Consider the following 17,541-nt stretch of genomic DNA (forward strand, 5'->3'; position numbering starts at 1 on the left):
AACTGGAAACGGCCGCGGTCGGAGGTTATCAATTCTCCAGCCGGCAACGCAAGCCGCCGCGACGGAGGAGATGCCGATGACAAATGCCGAACGACCGCTGGCGATCAGCGCGCCCGAGCCGCGCACGCTCGATCTGATCTTCAGCGATAAGGCACGCGCCGAACTGCAGGCGAAATACGAAGTTGTCGAAGCCGATCCGAAGAACATCGCCGGGCTTGGCGACGAAATTCTCGGCAGAGCGCGCTATGTGATCGGTCAGCCGCCGCTCTCGGCGGAAACGCTCGCCAGAATGCCGGCTCTACGCTCGATCCTCAACGTCGAGAGCAATCTTCTCAACAACATGCCCTATGACGTGCTGTTCGAGCGCGGCATCCATGTCGTGACGACGGGCCAGGTTTTCGCCGAGCCGGTGGCCGAAATCGGTCTCGGCTTTGCGCTGGCCCTGGCGCGCGGCATCGTCGATGCCGACGTGGCCTTTCGCCAGGGCAGCGAGCTCTGGGGCGGGGAGGGCAATGCGAGCGCGCGGCTGATCGCCGGTTCCGAGATCGGCATTGTCGGCTTCGGCGATCTCGGCAGGGCGCTACGCCGCTTGCTGTCCGGTTTCAGGGCGCGCATCCGGGTCTTCGATCCCTGGCTGCCCCGCTCGTTCCTCGAAGAAAACGGCGTCGAGCCCGCAAGCCTGGAGGATGTCCTGACGAAGAGCGATTTCGTCTTTGTCGTCGCAGCCGTCACCAGCGAAAACAGGGGATTTCTCGGTACCGAGGCCTTTTCCAGCATGCGCAGGGGAGCGGCCTTCATCCTGCTCAGCCGCGCCGACGTTGTCGATTTCGACGCATTGATGGCGGCCGTTTCGTCAGGCCATATCGTCGCGGCAAGCGACGTCTACCCTGAAGAGCCGCTGCCGCCTGATCATCCGGTACGCAGCCTGAAGGGCTTCATCCGCTCGGCGCACCGGGCCGGAGCGCTCGACAGCGCCTTCAAGAAGATGGGCGACATGGTGCTCGAGGACATGGACCTGATGGATCGCGGCCTGCCGCCGATGCGCTGCAAACGGGCGGAGCGCGAGACGGTCTCCCGCATGCGCTCCAAGCCGGTCGCGGTGAATTGAAGATGCCGCCCAAGCTGATTGACAGCCTGGGCGGCGTGAATAAGAGCCTTCTTTAAGCGGCGCGCTGCCCGGTGCCCTGGATCGCGGCGAGTTTCCAGTCCGCGCCCGGCCTGCGCACGAAGGTCCATATCTCGGTGCTTTCGCTCGGACGGCGGTCGTCGCCGGAAACGACGCGACCGCTGTCGCGTTCGACCATCGCATCAATCGAGGAATAACGCATAGCGAGCGTCGCATATTCGTGGCCGTTCTCGCGCCAGGCCTCGGCAATATCGCCCTGCAGCAGCTTGACGTCGGAGACACGGTTGCGCACGCCGTTGGTGGCGTTTTCTCCCAGTTCCTCGGCAAGGTAGGACATGGCCTCGGGCGTCGTCAGCCGGCGCAACGCGCCGTAATCTTCGGCGCCGTAAGCGGTCTGCACGCTCGTCAGCAACTCCTCGAACTGGTCGAGATCAGCCTGGACCAGCCCGATCTCGTCGCTTAGGCGATTGCCGCGCGGCAGTCCGCCGTAACCGGCGCCCGAGCCGATCGCCGGGATCTGGAACGACGAAGAGTTCGTGGGCGACTTTTTAACGGACTGGCCGTAGGACCGGCTCTGACCGCTGGCGCCGTAAGAAGGCTGGCGGCGGTTGGCGAAATAACGCATGGCAAGCATGACGGCGCCGCCGATCAAAGCGATCTGCAGCAGCATGCCGAGGAAGCCGAAGCCGCCGCCGAAACCCTGGCCGAGCAGCATGCCGAGGAGACCGCCGGCGATCAGCCCGCCGATCATCGAACGGCCGAAGCCGTTGAAGAAACCCGGGCGCTGCTGGGCGTAGCCGGGCTGCTGCGTGCTATAGGGTGCCGTCGTTTGCGGGCGCGGCGTCATCGATCGTTCGATGGGGGCAGCCGGGGCAGGCGCCGTACGGGTAACCGGAGGCGCGCTGAAAGTGCGGGTGCCACGGCTTCCGAACCCGCCGAAGCCGCCGGCGCGTCGCGCATCGGCATCGCTGATCGTGGCAAAAACGGTAGCGCTCGTCAGTACGGCAATGGCCGCCATCTTGGCAAAACGCGAAACGGCACTCGGCATTCCTGGTCTCCTGTCATGCACAATCACGGCATGTCGGGATAGAATATAGGTCGTCTTTCTTCTGTTTGAAGTTTTGCGAGTGTTTTACTGACAAACATCGACCCAACTGGCGCCGGTGAGCTCGGCCAGCCGTCCCGTAGCGATGCGCACGGCCGAATTGGTCGAGCCGGCCGCCGGTACCACTTCATCGAAACGTTTCAGCGAAATATCGCAATAGATCGGCAGCGGCGCGGGCAGGCCGAACGGGCAGACACCACCGACCGGGTGGCTGGTGACCGCCACCACCTCTTCGGCATCGAGCATGCGCCCCTTGGCCCCGAAAGTGTCCTTGAACTTGCGATTGTCGAGCCGCGCCGTACCGCCGGCGACCACCAGCATCATCTGTTCGCCGACGCGCAGACAGATCGTTTTGGCGATCTGGGCGGGCTCGACGCCATGGGCTTCGGCGGCAAGGGCAACCGTCGAGGAACTCTCGGCGGTTTCGATGATGTCGATATCGGGTGCGTGAGCACGGAGGAAGGCGCGGACGGATTCAAGGCTCATGAGGCGATGCTAGACCAGGAAAGCCGCAATTTGAAGCATAAAAGATGCCCGTCGAACACTGCCGCTTGCAAGTCCCGCGCACATCGTCATAATAATTTTTGCACACGTGCTCAATTTTGTCATTCGACCGTTACATCAAGCCCATAGAGCGGGACTTGTCACGTTTCGCGGGCTCTCGAAGCGGTCGTCAACACCAGTGATGACCCGTCAAGAGGCTTCACACTGCTCTTCTGGGGAGATGAAGAAGATGACCATTTTGCCGACGTTGAAATCCCTTACGATCGCGGCTGCCATCCTGGCCTCGACCTCCGTATTTGCATTCGCCAAGGATGTTACCATCAGCGTCTGGGCCGGCGGCACCGGCCCGAACGACGTCTATCGTCTCGATGCCATCGAGATCGCGGCGCAGCAGCTGCAGCGCGAAGCCGCCCTCAAGGGCGAAGACCTGAAAATCACCGTCGAGAAGAAGCCCTATAGCGCCTGGGAAGACTTCAAACAGGCGCTCACCCTTGCCGCAGAAGCCAAGACCGCCCCGAACATCGTCGTAAGCGGCCATGAGGACATCGCGCCCTGGTCGCAATCCGGCCTGATCGTCCCGATCGAAGATTATGTCGACCTCGACTCCTGGCCGCTGAACGGCATCTACGAAAATCTTCTGAAGATCGCCTCCTACAACGGCACCGTCTACGGCATCCCGCAGGATGCAGAATCCCGGCCGATGTTCTTCTGGAAACCGTATATGAAGGCGATCGGCTACAGCGACGCCGATCTCGACGCCCTGCCGCAGAACGTGCAGGACGGCAAGTATACGATGAAGAACCTGCTCGAAGACGCCAGGAAGATGCAGGACAAGGGCCTCGTCCAGCCCGGCTACGGCTTTTATCCGCGCACCAGCAACGGTCCGGATTACTGGCAGTTCTACACCAGCTTCGGCGGCACGATGGAAGAAGGCGGCAAGCTTGTTTTCGACAAGGCTGCGATGGCACGCACTTACCAGTTCTTCGCCGACGCTGTTAAATCAGGCGTCACCAAGAAGAACCACATCGGCATGCCGGGCGACCAGTGGTGGAAGGAAGTCGCCACCGGCAAGGCCGGCATCTGGGACGGCGGCACCTGGCACTATGCCCGACTCGTCAATCAGGAAGGCCTCAAGGATTTCTTCGGCAACGTGATCTTCACGCTGATCCCGGCCGGCGAAGGGGGCAAGGCCAACACGCTGACGCATCCGCTCGTCTACCTCCTGACCGCAGGCCACGACAAGGAGGACACCGATATCGCCGCCAAGCTGATCACGATCGCCTCGGAGCCGCGCATCAATGCGTTGCATGCGGTCAAGTCAGCCCATCTCGGCATTTCTGAGGCGGAGTCTGAAGTGGATTTTTACTCGGCTGACCGCTGGACCCGCGAAGCCACCGAACGCCTGCTGCCGCATGCCAATGCGATGCCGAACAATTCCGATTTCGGCACCTATTGGAACATCATGTGGAAGAACCTCGAAGCTTCCTGGACCGGCGCCAAGACCGTCGACGCCGCCATCGGCGATGCCGAAAGCGAGCTGAAAAGCACGCTCGGTGACAAGATCGTCATCCGCTGAGATCGAAGCATCCCTCCGGACGGCGGCAACCCCGCCGCCCGATCGATCCCTTCGAGGAGGCTTCCATGAAAACGTCCAGAACGCTCGGACTGGTGATGATCGCGCCTGCGGCGGTCATGATCGTGCTGTTTTTCCTGATGCCGGTCGTTCTGACGGCAGTCTTCTCCATGACCAACATGACCACGGCGACTGGCATTTCAGGGGGCGTCTATCAGATCGCACCTAATTCGCTGATCACGCTGAAATCGGCGATGCCGGAGATCGCGGCCGAGATGGCCGAGCCGCGCTACACGATCGACGAAGCCGGCCTCAAGGCCGTGGAGGGCCTCGGCCTTGCGCCTGCGATCGCGGCGGAGTTGCGCGCCAAACACGCCGGCGAGATCTTTGCGACGCGGCGCGAGGTCGAACGCATGATCAAGGATCTTGCAGAACGCCCTTCGACGCGTGAGGTCAAACAGATCTCCGAACAGTTCAACCGCTCCGTCCTCAACACGCGCTTCGACAGCAAGGAACAGCTGTTTTCGTCGCTGGACGGTCTGGGTTTCAAGCTGACGCCGGAGCAGAAGGAAACCGTCGCCAAGACCACCTATACCGGCTGGACCTGGACGACCGACAATTTCTCACGCATGGCCAGCTCGCCCGACATGGCGCGTGTGCTTTTCAATACCGTTCTCTATGTCGCGCTAGTATTGATGCTCTTCAACGTCGGTTATGCGCTGCTGCTTGCCATCTGGACGCATTACATGCCTCCGACGCCGGCCTCGATCTTTCGCGGCATCTGGCTCCTGCCGCGCATCACGCCCGTCGTCATCTACGTCATGCTGTGGAAGTGGCTCGCCTGGGACAGCGGCTTCATCTCCATCCTGATGGGCAAGTTCGGCTACCCCCCGAAGAACTATCTGCTCGATACCGCCTATAATGCCTGGTTCTTCGTCGTGCTGATCAACGGCTTCATCGGCGCCTCGATGGGCATGCTGGTGTTCTCGTCGGCGATGAAGGCCATCCCGAAGAGCCAGTTCTATGCGAGCGAGGTCGACGGCGCCTCACGCTGGCAGCAGATCCGCTACATCATCCTGCCCCAGATGCGCTGGCCGATCCTCTTCGTCACCTGCTATCAGACGCTGTCGCTGCTCGCCTCCTTCAATGAAATCCTGCTCGCCACCAATGGCGGGCCGGGCAACGCGACCGAGGTCTGGGCGCTCTCCGCCTATCACACCGCACTCAGAAACTATGCCGGCAATCTCGAATACGGACTGGGTGCCGCCATGGCGCTGGTGCTCGTCGTCATCGGCGTGGTGCTGTCGCTGCTTTATCTGCGCGTCTTCAACTATGGCACGCTTGTCGCCAAGCCCTTGATCGAGGATTGACCATGGCCGAACGCTCGCAGCCCTCGGCAAATTATCGCGGCTGGCCTGTCCTGACGGCGCTGACCATCGTCAGCCTGCCGCTGCTCTTGATGTATGTCTATCTCTTCCTCGACACCGTCACGGTGAAGCCGCCGGACGCCTTGTTGCCCTCCGGCTTGACGCTCAACCATTGGCGTTTCCTGTGGCAGACAACGGCGGGCAAGGCGAACATCTGGCACGTGACCCTGAATACGCTGCTGTTTTCGGCCTGCACCACCAGTCTGGTGCTGCTCGTCTCCTCGATGGCCGGTTATGTGCTGTCTCGGCTGAACGTGCCGGCACGCGGCTTCTTCCTTGCCGGCGTCATGGTGCTGCACGCCTTTCCGTCGGTAACGCTGATCATCGCCATCTTCATCGTGCTGCAGATGATCGGCCTCTATAACTCGCTGATCGGCGTCATCCTGGTGAAGGCGGCGATCGACCTGCCGCTCGGCATCTGGCTGATGAAGGGCTTCTACGATACCGTGCCCTGGGAAATCGAAATGGCCGGCGTCGTTGATGGCGCTTCGCGTTTCAGGGTCTGGCGCAGCCTGGTGCTGCCGCAGGTCAAGCCCGGCATCATGGCCCTCGGCCTGTTCTCCTTCCTCTCCGGCTGGGGCGAGTTCATCCTGCCGCAGGTGTTGGCGCCGGGCAATCAGGTGCAGGTGCTGTCGGTCTATCTCGCTGGCTTCCTCGCCGACGATAACAATTATGACTTCAACATGTTCAAGGCGGTCGGCCTCTTCTACCTGATTCCGGTGTTGATCGTTTACGCGCTCTTCAACAAATACCTCATGAACATCTACGGCGGCGGGAGCAAAGGTTGATGCGCATCCTCCTCGACAATTTCTCGAAGAGCTTCGGCTCCACCAAGGTCATCGAGAACATGCGGCTCGAAGTCGCCGGCGGCGAGATGCTGGCCTTGCTCGGACCGTCCGGCTGCGGCAAGTCAACGACGCTTTTTGCGGTCTGCGGCATTCACAGGCCGACCGGCGGGCGCATCCTCTTCGGCGAGCGGGATGTCACGGATCTCCCGAGCCAGGCCCGCAATGTCGGTGTCGTCTTCCAGTCCTATGCGCTCTACCCGCACATGACGGTTGCCGAAAACATCGGATTCCCCCTGAAGGTCAAGGGCATGCCTGCCGCCGAGATCCGCAAAGAGGTCGATCGCATCGCGACCCTCGTGCAGATCGGCAAGCTGATGGACCGGCGGCCGGCCGAGCTTTCCGGCGGCCAGCAGCAGCGCGTGGCGCTGGCCCGCGCGCTGATCCGCAAACCCGACGTGCTGCTGCTCGACGAGCCGCTCGCCAATCTCGACGCCAAGCTGCGCCTCGAAATGCGCTCGGAGATCCGCCGCCTGCAGCGAGAGACCGGCATCACCGCCATCCTCGTCACCCATGACCAGGTGGAGGCGATGAGCATGTGCGACCGCATCGCCATCATGAAGGAGGGCGAGATCGTCCAGATCGCCACACCGGCCGAGATGTACAACGATCCAAAGACCGCTTTCGTTGCCGGCTTCCTCGGTAATCCGCCGATCACCTTCCTGCGCGGCGTCATGGACAAGGGCGCCTTCGCAATCCCGGAAAGTGAGATCCGGGTCCCGTTGCCGAGAGCCATCGGCGCCGCCGAAGGCGCCAAGCTGATGCTCGGCGTCCGGCCGGAGCATTTTACGCCTGCGGGCGACGTCACCGTGTCCGGCAAGATCACCTTCGCCGAAACACAAGGCCGAGAAAACCTTTACGACGTGCGTGTTGCCGGCGGGCCGCTGCTGCGCTCGATCCAGCCGGCGCGCAACGATGTTCACGTCGGCGACGATGTCGCCTGGGGCATCGACAGCCGCGGCGTGTTCGTCTTCGACGAGAACGGAACGAGGCTCTGATGACCCGCGATTTTTCAGCCTTCTTCCAACGTTACGGCTGGCCGACGGCCAAGGGCCGGCTTCCCTTCTGCATCGGCCATCGCGGCGCCAGCGGCCACGAACGCGAAAACACCCTCGCCGCTTTCCGCCGCGCGGCCGAACTCGGCGCGGAGATGTGGGAGCTCGACACGCAGCTGACCGTTGACGGCGTGGTGGTCGTCTCGCATGACGACCATCTGCAGCGGGTCTATGGCATCGACAGACGTATATCGGAAATGACGGCGGCTGAGCTCGCCGGCCTTGACGGCGTCGACGTGCCGACCTTTTCGGAGGTCGCCGCTCTCGCCCGAGAGACCGGGACTGGCCTCTATGTCGAGCTCAAGGCGCCGGGGACGGGCATCCGATGCTGGCGGCACCTTGTCGAAATGAACCAGCGCTTTGCCTGCCTTGGTTCCTTCGATACCGCGCAGGTGCGCGAACTCAGGGACGCGGCCTGCGATTTTCCGCTCTCGGTGCTGATCCGTGTCGGCCACGATCCGCATGCTCTCGGTGAGGAGGCCCGCGCGGATATTCTGCATCTCTGCTGGGAGAGGGCAGGGGAGCGCCCGCAGGATCTGGTGACCGAGGCGCTGATGGCCCGCGCCTTCGAGGCTGGCCGCGAGATCGTGCTCTGGCACGAGGAGCGGCGGACCATTCTCGATGACCTCATGAAACTGCCGGTTCTCGGCATCTGCACCGATCTGCCCGATTCGATGCGGCCGCCTCCGATTAAGGAGAAAGCACTTGGCTGACAAGGACAAGGGGCCGCGCAAGGCAACCTCCTTCGACGTGGCGCGGGCGGCCGGCGTCTCGCGCGCTGCCGTGTCGCGCGCCTTCACGCCGGATGCCAGCGTCTCGCCGAAAACGCGCGAGAAGGTCTATCAGGCCGCCAAGCAACTCGGCTATCGAGTGAACTATCTTGCCCGAAGCCTCACCAACAAGCGCTCCGATCTCGTCGGTCTTGTTGCCGCCGGTTTCGACAACCCGTTCCGCACGCTGCAGATCGAGCATCTGTCTCGGGCGCTGCTCGCCCGTAACTTCCGCCCGATCCTGTTGCCGACCTCACAGGAGGCGGATACCTCGACGGTCATCGGCCAATTGCTGCATTACGCCGTGTCAGGCGTCATTGTCACATCCGACGCACCGCCGACCGAAATCTGCGAACAATGTGCGGCCGAAGGCGTGCCAATCGTACTGATCAACAAGGGCGACGACATTCCCTTGGTCGACCGTATCATTTCTGACGACCGCATGGCCGGGCATCTGGCAGCCAGCCACCTGATCGACAGCGGCGTGCGAAAGCCCGCCGTGATGGCTGCCCCGGCCAAATCCTATACCGCGCGACGTCGCAGCGAGACCTTCATCGCCGACTGCAAGCAGCTTGGCGTCGAGGCGCAGTTCCTGCAGGTCAGAATCAATGACTACCGGAGCGGTTATGATGCGGCGCCCGACCTGGCCGCATCCGGCATCGATGGGCTGTTCTGCGCCAATGACTACATGGCCTGCGGCGTGATCGATCGCATCATGCAAGGCAGGGGCCGCGACGAGGCGCCGCCGATCCCCATTATCGGCCATGACGACATTCCCCAGGCCGCTTGGACCGCCTACGACCTGACGACCATCCGCCAACCCTGTGACCTCCAGGCAGAACAGACCGTCGACCTGTTGATAAGCCGGATGGCCGAACCGGAGCTGACGGCGCGTGTCGAATTCACACCGGTGACATTGATAAAAAGAAGGACTGCCTGATGAACGCCGCATTCGACGCCGCTGCCATCCGCGCACGGGCGGAGGCCGCGATTACCGTTGCGCTCGAGGTCGGACGGGAGACGGCCGGGTTTCGGCGCGAGTCGGATCCCGGCACTCTTGCCGTCCAAAGCAAGGGATTGCAGGACTTCGTCACCATCGCCGACAGGAGGGCCGAGCAGGCGATCCGCCACGGGCTCATCTCGCGCTTTCCCGACGATACCTTCATGGGAGAGGAGAGCGGCGGGCAATCGGAAGGGGCCGGCACCTGGGTCGTCGATCCGATCGACGGCACGACCAACTATATCAGGGGCTTCCGCCACTGGGGCGTTTCGATCGCCTTTGTCGTCGGCGACAAGGTCGAGATCGGCGTCGTCTACGACGCTGCCGAGGACAAAGTATTTCACGCGGTACGCGGCGGCGGCGCCTTCAAGGATGGACTGGCGATCCATGCGGCGACGACTGCCGATCCGGCCAATGCGCTCGTCATTCTCGGTCATTCGCGCAAGACGAGCTTCGATGAGTATCTCGCGCTCTCCAAGCGACTTCATGAGCGCGGAATGGACTATCGCCGCATGGGCGCTGCCGCCCTCGACCTCCTTCGCGTCGCCGAAGGCGCGGCAGACCTCTATTACGAACGCCACCTCAATGCCTGGGACATGCTCGCAGGGGCGCTGATCGCCGAAGAGGCCGGCGCGATCGTGGCCATGCCGTCGGTCGATAAATCGCTTGCGCAAGGCGGACCGGTCATCGCCTATTCGCCGGGGCTTGCCGACGAATTCGCCTTCATCCTCGACATCGAAGGACTGGCACCCGTTACCCGTTAATGCGGCGGCGCCAGGCGCGCTCGGTCGCCGGCGCTTCGTCGGTGGTGATCTGATCCGGCTTGAGTGCCATCAGTGCCAAAAAATTCAGCCACTCCTCTTCGCTGAAGCCAGCCTCCGGCTGCTTCAGCGTGAAGGTCCAGGCATCGACGCGCTTGCCGTGGTCCTGGCAGAGCGCGATCATATCCAGCCCCTCTTTAGCGGCGTTGAGGATCAGCGGCCAGTGGAGATAGACCGTGTCCGGCTCGGTCGGGCCGTTTAGATCGGCGCGCAATTCTGTTTCGACAGCTTTCCAGCCGCCGGCCTTCCTGATGTCGTAGAGCTTGTCGGTCGGATCGATGCCGCGCAGCAGATGCGGTAGCTTTTCCTTGACTGCCACGATGAGGTCGAGACTGCCGCCGCTGACAATCACCGAGGCGGCGATATTGCGGAAATGCCTGGCAAGATGCTCGATGCCGCGGGTGCCGACAGCTTCGTAATTGTCCTTCATATCGAATTGCAGCAATGCGGCCGGATGCGTTGCCCGCATCATATCGGCGAGATCCTCGCTGAGGATCAGCGGCCGGGTGCCGTCCTTCATCCTGGTATCGCGGAGGTCGGCAGCGTTCTTTGCAGCGATTGGTCCACGGCCCGTCGTCTCACCTTCAAGCTCCCTGTCGTGCAGCACGACGAAGCCGCCGTCGGCGCGCACGCGCAGATCGAGTTCCATCGAGGCGCCTGCCGCAAAACCCTCCGCCATCACCTCGGCGGAGAACAGGGGATCGGCAAACCGCTTGCGCAGCCGGTGCCATTTCAGACGGGTGCGATGCCCCTCATGCGAAATCTCCAGGCCTTTCGAATCCGCCAATCTCGTCATCTGCATCTAATCTCCGTGATGTCACTCTCCTGCCTTGCCAGGCCGCGATTATCAAGGGCCGAATATGACCTTCGCGACGAGATGCCGGCATGCCCCTTCCCTACGGTTCGATCACGTGAGGGGAACGGCCGCCGCAGCGCTCAGGCCTGGTTCTCGACCTCAAAGGCATCGCTTTGCCCCGGTACCAGTTCCAGCGGCCAAATGATGTTGCCGCCGCCATCCGGATAGAATTCGCGATAGGCCGGCATGTTGGCGAGCAGCATCTGGCCGAGCGCAATACCGAGATCGTAGAGCGACATGCGGAAGCAACTGAGCGAGGGTTGCAGGAAGCGGGCACGGGGGGCGTCGCGGAAGCCGATCACCGCGAGATCGCGGCCAGGCAAGACGCCCGATTCCCCCAGGCGTCGGTAAAGGCCGATCGCCATCAACTCATAAATCAGGATGACTGCGGTCGACCGATCTTCAAGTTGCAGCAGTTCGTGCGCTGCCTGATACCCGCCTTGTTCGCTCGACTGGACGCGAATGACGAGCGACGGGTCAAAGGGAATGCCGTGCCGTTCGAGCGTGCGGCGATAGCTCTCGACAAAGACGTAGCCGAGGTTGACTTCGCTTGAGGGCGCCGTGATCGCGATCCGGCGATGGCCGCGCGCGACCAGCCTTTCGACAGCACCTTCGGCAACGCCTTCGAAATCGAGGTCGATCCAGGGAAAATTGCCGGCCGAAAGGCTGCGGCCGACGGCGGCGAAGGGAATCCTTGCTCGCGACAGAAGATTGATGCGCTGATCGATGCGCTGCGTGTTGGAGATGATCATCGCATCGACGACGCGCCGCGCCACCATGCGCTTCAGATATTCGCACGGATCCTCGTCGGCAGGGCAGGGGAGCATCAGGAGGTCGAGCTTGTGCCGGGCAAAAACATGCTGCAGGCCGCTTGTGACGCCGAGGAAGAAGTTATCGGCATTTTCCACTGCTTCCCGGCTCGCTTCGATCATCAGGCCGATGACCTTTGTCTCTCCTTGCCGGAGGCTTCGCCCCGACTGATTGGCGACATAGCCGAGCTCCTCGGCCGCCGCCAGCACGCGCCGGCGGGTTTCCTCGTTGACGTCAGGCTTGCCGTTCAGCGCACGGGAGACCGTGCCGATCGAGATATCCAGGTGCTCGGCAAGCTGGCGAATCCCTTTCATGGCTGACGCTTTTCCTCCGGTCCGCATTTTCGCATTTTGCCTCTATTGACAGCGTAAAATGTTTTCGCCTACAGTCGTAAACGTTTACGGGATGCGTGTCACGAGGAGAGTTGGCGCCATTCCCTCGGAGGAAATCGTGAAATTCAGTGCCATTCTGTGCGGGTGCGGAGCTATGTCCAAAGGTTGGTTGCGCGCCATCGCGTCCCACCCTCAACTCGCCGACTCCATCGCCATCGTCGGCCTCGTCGACCTGAACCGGGAGACGGCGGAAAAGCTCGCCACCGAGTTCGGTCTGGAAGACGCCGTCATCGGCTCTGACCTGTCGGAGATGATTGCCGCCACGAAAGCCGATCTCGTCTTCGACATCGTCATTCCGCCCGCCCGGTATGATGTCGTTTCGACCGCGCTCAAGGCCGGCTGCCATGTGCTCAGCGAAAAGCCGATGGCGACCTCGCTGGCCGAAGGCGCGGCGCTGATCGATCTCGCTGCAGAGACCGGCCGCATCCACGCCGTCATCCAGAACCGTCGCTTCATTTCGGGGGTCAGGCGCCTGCGCCGTTTCGTCGACAGTGGTGCGATCGGCGAACTCACCGCCATTCACTGCGATTTCTTCCTCGCGCCGCATTTCGGCGGCTTTCGCGAGGAGATGGACAATGTGCTGCTTCTCGATATGGCGATCCACACCTTCGATGCTGCCCGCTACGTCGCGGACAGGAAGCCGCTCGCCGTCTATTGCGTCGAGCGCAACCCGAAGGGTTCCTGGTACCGGCACGGCGCGTCGGCAAACGCAATCTTCGAATTTTCCGACGACATCGTCTTCACCTATCGCGGCTCCTGGTGCGCCGAAGGCGAGCGCACCAGCTGGGAAAGCCAGTGGCGTCTCGTCGGTTCGAAGGGAATGCTGACCTGGGACGGCGAGGAGAGCTTCAAGGCCGCCGTCGCCGGTGAAGAGCCCGGTCTTCTGCACGGCTTTGCTTCCGTAAACGTTCCCGGTCCGGAACACCACGAGGAAACCCACGGCCACGCCAGCGTCATCGCCGATTTCATCGCGGCGATCCGCACCGGCAAGCAGCCCGAGACCGTCAATTCCGACAACATCAGGAGCCTTGCCATGGTCTTCGGCGCGATCGAAAGCGCCAGGACCGGCCGGCGCATCGAAATTCAGCACAGGATGACGTGACGTGAGCAACCCTGCAAAATCCATTCGCATCGGCACCATGGTCAGCGGCAACAAGGGCGATGCCGCCCAGCGCATCGGTCAGATTGCCGACCTCGGCTTCGAAAGCTTCGAACCTTTCTTCTGGCAGACGACCAAGGGGCAGAACCTCGCCGAGCTCGGCAAGCGCTGCCTTGATGCGATCGGCGACCGCGACATCACCATCTCGACGCTCGGCATGTTCGGCAATCCGCTGGAAGAGAGCGCAATCGATCTCGAGACGCTGCAGGGCTGGAGGGATTGCATCGACAATGCCCATCATTTCGGCGCCACCTGCGTTGCCGGCTTCACCGGCCGCGTCCGCGGCAAGCCACTGACCGACAGCCTGCCGCGCTATAGACAAATCTGGAGCGAGCTGGCCAAACGGGCGGCCGACAAGGGCGTCAAGATCGCTTTCGAGAATTGCGCCATGGACGGCAACTGGGCGAGCGGCGACTGGAATATCGCCCACAATCCGGATGCCTGGGAGCTGATCTTCAACGAAACGCCGGATGATCATATCGGGCTGGAATGGGAACCCTGCCATCAGATGGTCTATCTGATCGACCCCATGCCGCAGATCCGCAAATGGGCGCACAAGTTTTTCCACGTCCACGGCAAGGACGCGACCATCCGCTGGGAGGTCATCAAGGAACACGGCATCTTCGGCAAGGAGAAATTCGTCTTCATGCGCACGCCGGGCTTCGGCGACAGCAACTGGACCGACATCATCTCCGAGTTGCGCCTCGCCGGCTGGTCCGGCTCGATCGACATCGAAGGCTGGCACGACCCGGTCTATCGCGACGAGCTCGAAATGACTGGCCAGGTTCACGGGCTCAACTATCTGAAGAAGTGCCGGGGCGGAGATTTCATTGTTGATCCCTGATCAACCGACTAAAATGGAGCGCCGCCGGGCTGGGAGGCCGGGGCGGGGCGCCATGACTGACTAACTCGTCTTTTCGCGGCGCAGCCGCTTTTTTGGGAGGAAGGCATGAAAAGAATTGCGACACTTGCGCTAGCGCTCGGCACGGCGATGCTGATGACATCGATCGGCCATGCCGAACAGAAGACCTTCAAGATCTGGTGGTTCGAGGAGCCGACCACGGCTCAGGGCATTGTCTGGAAGAAGGCGCTCGAGGAGTTCAAGGCGAAACATCCGGACATCAACGTCAGCTTTGAGCAAAAGACATTTCAGCAGTTGCAGGCCTCGGGCGGCATGATCCTCAATTCCGATCAGGCCCCCGACGTGCTTGAGTACAATAAGGGCAATGCGACCGCTGGCCTGGTTGCAAGCCAGGGATTGCTGACCAATCTGGATGCCTACGTGAAGAAGGAGGGCTGGGACAAGATCCTTAACGAAGGCGATTTTGTCCTCAGCCGTTATGACGAAAAGGGAATCTATGGCTCTGGCCCTGTTTGGGGCGTTTCTGTCTTCGGCGAATATGTTTCGTGCTTCTACAATATTGACATGTTCGAAAAGGCAGGCCTCAATCCGCCGACCACGCTTGAAGAGTGGGTCGCTGACTTGGAAGCCTTCAAGCAGAAAGGTCTCACGCCCCTCGCGCTCGGCGCCATCGACACCAGTGGCCAGCACTTGCTTGCCTCTCTCGCCTACACCAAGGCCGATGACGCCTGGATCCAGAATTATCAGGGTTTGAAGGCGCCTCTCGACGGCGCGCCCTACCTCTATGCGGCCCAGACCTTGGTCGACTGGGTCAGCAAGGGCTACATCAGCAAGGACTCCACGGGCATGAAGGACCCGGATGCAGCTCTGCTCTTTACCTCGGGCAAAGCACCGATGTACGTCTCGGGCACGTGGAATCTCGGCACCTTTGCCTCGACCATCAAGGACTTCAAGTGGGGTCAGTTCGTCATTCCGACACCGAAATATTCGGTCGGCTCGACAGGCAATCTCTGGGTCGTTCCCAAAAGTAGCAAGAATCCCGATCTCGCCGCCGAGTGGATCAGCCTGACCTTGTCGCCGAAGTACCAAGCTGAACTCGGCAATGCCGGCGGCGTCCCGATCGCCGCTGATCTTTCCGCCATCACCAATCCCATCGGTAAGAACGCCGCAGCGGTTTTCAAGCAGATCTCTGACAAAAACGGCCTCGGTTTCTATCCTGACTGGCCGGTCCCCGGCTACTACGACGTGCTCAATCAGAAAGACACCGGCCTTTTCCAGGGCAGTCTGACTGCGGAGCAGTTCGTCGAAGAGATCAAGCAGGTCTACGACGACGCGCAGGAGAACCAGTAGCGCGACCTTGAACGCTGGGCTGCGCCTCCGGCGCAGCCCATTGTGGTAGGCTGAAGGAAGAATGATATGGCTATATCCAGCCAGCGATCGAGCGACGGTTCACGAAGCTATAGCCTCTACCTCATCCCGGGGGTGATCGGCTTCATTCTGATCGTGCTCATACCGCAGCTCGCCAATATCGGGCTGAGCTTCACGGCATGGAAGGGCGTTGGCACGCCGCGACCGGTCGGCCTGCAGAACTATCATCGCCTGCTTACGGACGATCAATTCTGGGGATCGATGTATCACACGCTACTGTTCATCGTCTCGATGACCGTGATACCCGTGTGTATCGGCCTGGTGCTCGCCGCTCTGCTGTTCGACTACGTCAGGGACCAATTCGGGGAATGGGTTTCGAGCTTCTTCAGGGCCGGTTTTTACTTACCGCAGATTCTGCCCGTAACGGTCGCGGGCGTGCTCTGGGGCTGGATTCTCAATCCCGTCGGTGTCATCAACATCACGCTGAAGGCCATCGGCCTTGATAACCTCGCCCAGAACTGGATCGGCGATGCGACATACGCGCTTGCTGCCGTCTCGCTCGTCATTGTCTGGATACAGGTCGGCTACTGTCTGGTGGTTTTCATGGCCGGTCTTTCGCGCATCGACCCTTCCCTCTACGAGGCTGCCGAGCTCGATGGCGCAAACTGGTGGAGCCGGCTGGTGACGATCACCATTCCGCTCCTGGCGCCGGAGATTTTCGTCGTTGTGCTGACCACACTGATCGCAGCGCTTAAAGTCTTTGCGCCAATTTTTGTCATCACCGCCGGCGGCCCCGACAATTCCACCCTCGTGCCATCCTATCTGACTTACTACCACTTCTTCACAACACAACGCGTCGGCTATGCCGCAGCCATCGCGGTCGTGCAGACGACTCTGACGATCGCTTTGGCCGTGATTTTCCTACGTTTCCAGTCCCAGCAGGAGGCGAAGGAGTAGATCATGGCTTACTCCGTTCTCAGCGACGGTACCACCAAGGCAAAAGCGACCGCACCTGCCGATCGCGCCCGACGCGATCCCATGCGGTGGGTGGTGCTGGCCATCCTTATTCTGCTCCTCGCCTTTACGCTCTTTCCCTTTTTCCTTGCTCTGCTCAACGCCGTCAAGGCGAGCGCCGAATACGCGGTCGGCGGACCGCTTTCGATTCCTCGGTCGATCGATCTCACGGCGATCGAGAAATTCTGGACGGTGTCTGATTTCGGCCGCAAGCTGCTCAACAGCGTGGTGATCAGTCTGGCTGTATCGGTGTTGGGGGTACTGATAAGCCTGTTCAACGCCTATGCGATTGGGGTCGGCAAGGTGCCGGGTTCGCGCGTGATTTTGGTGGTCTTTCTTCTCGGCATTATGGTGCCGCAGGAGTCCATCATTTACCCGCTTTACTACATGGCGAAAGCGAGCGGCCTCTATGATACGCAGCTTTCCGTGATCATCATTTTCGCGGTCCTGCAAAGCGCTTTCGGGACTTACCTGCTCTCGACCGTGCTGAGTACCTTTCCCAAGGAAATCCTCGAAGCGGCAGAGATGGATGGCTCGACCCATTGGAAAACGCTGTGGTTTGTCGTCGTCCCGATGCTGAGGCCGACGCTCATGGTCCTGGGAACCTTCTTTTTCATCTGGACTTGGAACGAATTCTTGATCCCGCTCGTCATGTTGGTATCGAATAACAACCAGACGGTCTCGGTCGCCATGGGCCTCACCCGCGGTCAGAACATGTCGGACCCGGTGCTGCAGGCCTCGGCGGCTTTCCTGGGTATAATACCGACCGTGATCTTCTTCTTGATCTTCCAGCGCACGCTGACGCGCGGCATCGCCGCTGGAGCAGTCAAGTGACGACGTTTTTCACCCTTGAC

General features: G+C 61.3%; 17 protein-coding genes. 13 read left to right on the forward strand and 4 right to left on the reverse strand.

Annotated features, from left to right (window positions below):
- The first annotated feature begins 76 nt into the window (after nucleotides 1-76).
- Nucleotides 77-1,108 (forward strand): hydroxyacid dehydrogenase, encoded by a 1,032-nt coding sequence (locus tag HJC00_RS23235; RefSeq protein ID WP_221164662.1) that lies wholly within the window; start codon nucleotides 77-79, stop codon nucleotides 1,106-1,108.
- Between the two features lie 52 nt (nucleotides 1,109-1,160).
- Here HJC00_RS23235 and HJC00_RS23240 read toward each other — a convergent pair whose 3' ends face one another.
- Both HJC00_RS23240 and HJC00_RS23245 read right to left on the reverse strand, forming a co-directional pair.
- On the reverse strand, nucleotides 1,161-2,174 hold the full coding sequence (locus HJC00_RS23240) for a Tim44 domain-containing protein (protein WP_221164663.1): 1,014 nt from the start codon (nucleotides 2,172-2,174) through the stop codon (nucleotides 1,161-1,163).
- 84 nt (nucleotides 2,175-2,258) lie between these two features.
- A complete protein-coding gene (locus tag HJC00_RS23245) occupies nucleotides 2,259-2,717 on the reverse strand; it encodes a YbaK/EbsC family protein (protein ID WP_210633617.1) in 459 nt (152 codons plus the stop codon).
- Nucleotides 2,718-2,964: 247 nt separating this feature from the next.
- Here HJC00_RS23245 and HJC00_RS23250 point away from each other — a divergent pair, with 247 nt between their 5' ends.
- The 7 genes from HJC00_RS23250 to HJC00_RS23280 all read left to right on the forward strand — a co-directional run bounded on the left by HJC00_RS23250 (nucleotide 2,965) and on the right by HJC00_RS23280 (nucleotide 10,169).
- Nucleotides 2,965-4,311 (forward strand): extracellular solute-binding protein, encoded by a 1,347-nt coding sequence (locus tag HJC00_RS23250; protein WP_210633616.1) that lies wholly within the window; start codon nucleotides 2,965-2,967, stop codon nucleotides 4,309-4,311.
- A 65-nt stretch (nucleotides 4,312-4,376) separates the two neighbouring features.
- The gene (locus tag HJC00_RS23255) at nucleotides 4,377-5,678 is read left to right on the forward strand and encodes a carbohydrate ABC transporter permease (protein ID WP_221156005.1); all 1,302 of its coding nucleotides are present in this window, start codon (nucleotides 4,377-4,379) and stop codon (nucleotides 5,676-5,678) included.
- 2 nt (nucleotides 5,679-5,680) lie between these two features.
- Nucleotides 5,681-6,523 (forward strand): carbohydrate ABC transporter permease, encoded by an 843-nt coding sequence (locus HJC00_RS23260; protein WP_210633613.1) that lies wholly within the window; start codon nucleotides 5,681-5,683, stop codon nucleotides 6,521-6,523.
- The gene (locus tag HJC00_RS23265; RefSeq protein ID WP_221147524.1) at nucleotides 6,523-7,578 is read left to right on the forward strand and encodes an ABC transporter ATP-binding protein; all 1,056 of its coding nucleotides are present in this window, start codon (nucleotides 6,523-6,525) and stop codon (nucleotides 7,576-7,578) included. The genes HJC00_RS23260 and HJC00_RS23265 overlap by 1 nt, the downstream gene beginning before the upstream one ends.
- Complete coding sequence (locus HJC00_RS23270; protein ID WP_221164664.1) at nucleotides 7,578-8,348, forward strand: glycerophosphodiester phosphodiesterase; 771 nt, start codon at nucleotides 7,578-7,580, stop codon at nucleotides 8,346-8,348. The genes HJC00_RS23265 and HJC00_RS23270 overlap by 1 nt, the downstream gene beginning before the upstream one ends.
- On the forward strand, nucleotides 8,341-9,345 hold the full coding sequence (locus HJC00_RS23275; RefSeq protein WP_221156004.1) for a LacI family DNA-binding transcriptional regulator: 1,005 nt from the start codon (nucleotides 8,341-8,343) through the stop codon (nucleotides 9,343-9,345). Before HJC00_RS23270 ends, HJC00_RS23275 begins: the two co-directional genes overlap by 8 nt.
- Nucleotides 9,345-10,169, forward strand: coding sequence for an inositol monophosphatase family protein (locus tag HJC00_RS23280; RefSeq protein WP_221156003.1), 825 nt, complete (start codon nucleotides 9,345-9,347; stop codon nucleotides 10,167-10,169). The genes HJC00_RS23275 and HJC00_RS23280 overlap by 1 nt, the downstream gene beginning before the upstream one ends.
- On the opposite strand, the gene HJC00_RS23285 is transcribed toward HJC00_RS23280, so the two are convergent.
- The gene (locus HJC00_RS23285) at nucleotides 10,159-11,028 is read right to left on the reverse strand and encodes a glycerophosphodiester phosphodiesterase family protein (protein ID WP_221164665.1); all 870 of its coding nucleotides are present in this window, start codon (nucleotides 11,026-11,028) and stop codon (nucleotides 10,159-10,161) included. The genes HJC00_RS23280 and HJC00_RS23285 overlap by 11 nt on opposite strands.
- 134 nt (nucleotides 11,029-11,162) lie before the next feature.
- The gene (locus HJC00_RS23290) at nucleotides 11,163-12,206 is read right to left on the reverse strand and encodes a substrate-binding domain-containing protein (protein WP_221164666.1); all 1,044 of its coding nucleotides are present in this window, start codon (nucleotides 12,204-12,206) and stop codon (nucleotides 11,163-11,165) included.
- A gap of 136 nt (nucleotides 12,207-12,342) precedes the next feature.
- Between HJC00_RS23290 and HJC00_RS23295 the strand changes: the two genes are divergently transcribed.
- The 5 genes from HJC00_RS23295 to HJC00_RS23315 all read left to right on the forward strand — a co-directional run bounded on the left by HJC00_RS23295 (nucleotide 12,343) and on the right by HJC00_RS23315 (nucleotide 17,521).
- A complete protein-coding gene (locus HJC00_RS23295) occupies nucleotides 12,343-13,386 on the forward strand; it encodes a Gfo/Idh/MocA family protein (RefSeq protein WP_221164667.1) in 1,044 nt (347 codons plus the stop codon).
- A gap of 1 nt (nucleotide 13,387) precedes the next feature.
- The gene (locus HJC00_RS23300) at nucleotides 13,388-14,287 is read left to right on the forward strand and encodes a sugar phosphate isomerase/epimerase (protein ID WP_210633598.1); all 900 of its coding nucleotides are present in this window, start codon (nucleotides 13,388-13,390) and stop codon (nucleotides 14,285-14,287) included.
- Between the two features lie 105 nt (nucleotides 14,288-14,392).
- Complete coding sequence (locus HJC00_RS23305) at nucleotides 14,393-15,655, forward strand: ABC transporter substrate-binding protein (RefSeq protein WP_221164668.1); 1,263 nt, start codon at nucleotides 14,393-14,395, stop codon at nucleotides 15,653-15,655.
- Between the two features lie 66 nt (nucleotides 15,656-15,721).
- On the forward strand, nucleotides 15,722-16,630 hold the full coding sequence (locus HJC00_RS23310) for a carbohydrate ABC transporter permease (RefSeq protein ID WP_210633596.1): 909 nt from the start codon (nucleotides 15,722-15,724) through the stop codon (nucleotides 16,628-16,630).
- A 3-nt stretch (nucleotides 16,631-16,633) separates the two neighbouring features.
- Nucleotides 16,634-17,521 (forward strand): carbohydrate ABC transporter permease, encoded by an 888-nt coding sequence (locus tag HJC00_RS23315; protein WP_210633594.1) that lies wholly within the window; start codon nucleotides 16,634-16,636, stop codon nucleotides 17,519-17,521.
- Nucleotides 17,522-17,541 lie beyond the last annotated feature (20 nt).

It is taken from the genome of Rhizobium sp. NLR22b, assembly GCF_019685295.1.
Taxonomy (GTDB): Bacteria; Pseudomonadota; Alphaproteobacteria; order Rhizobiales; family Rhizobiaceae; genus Rhizobium.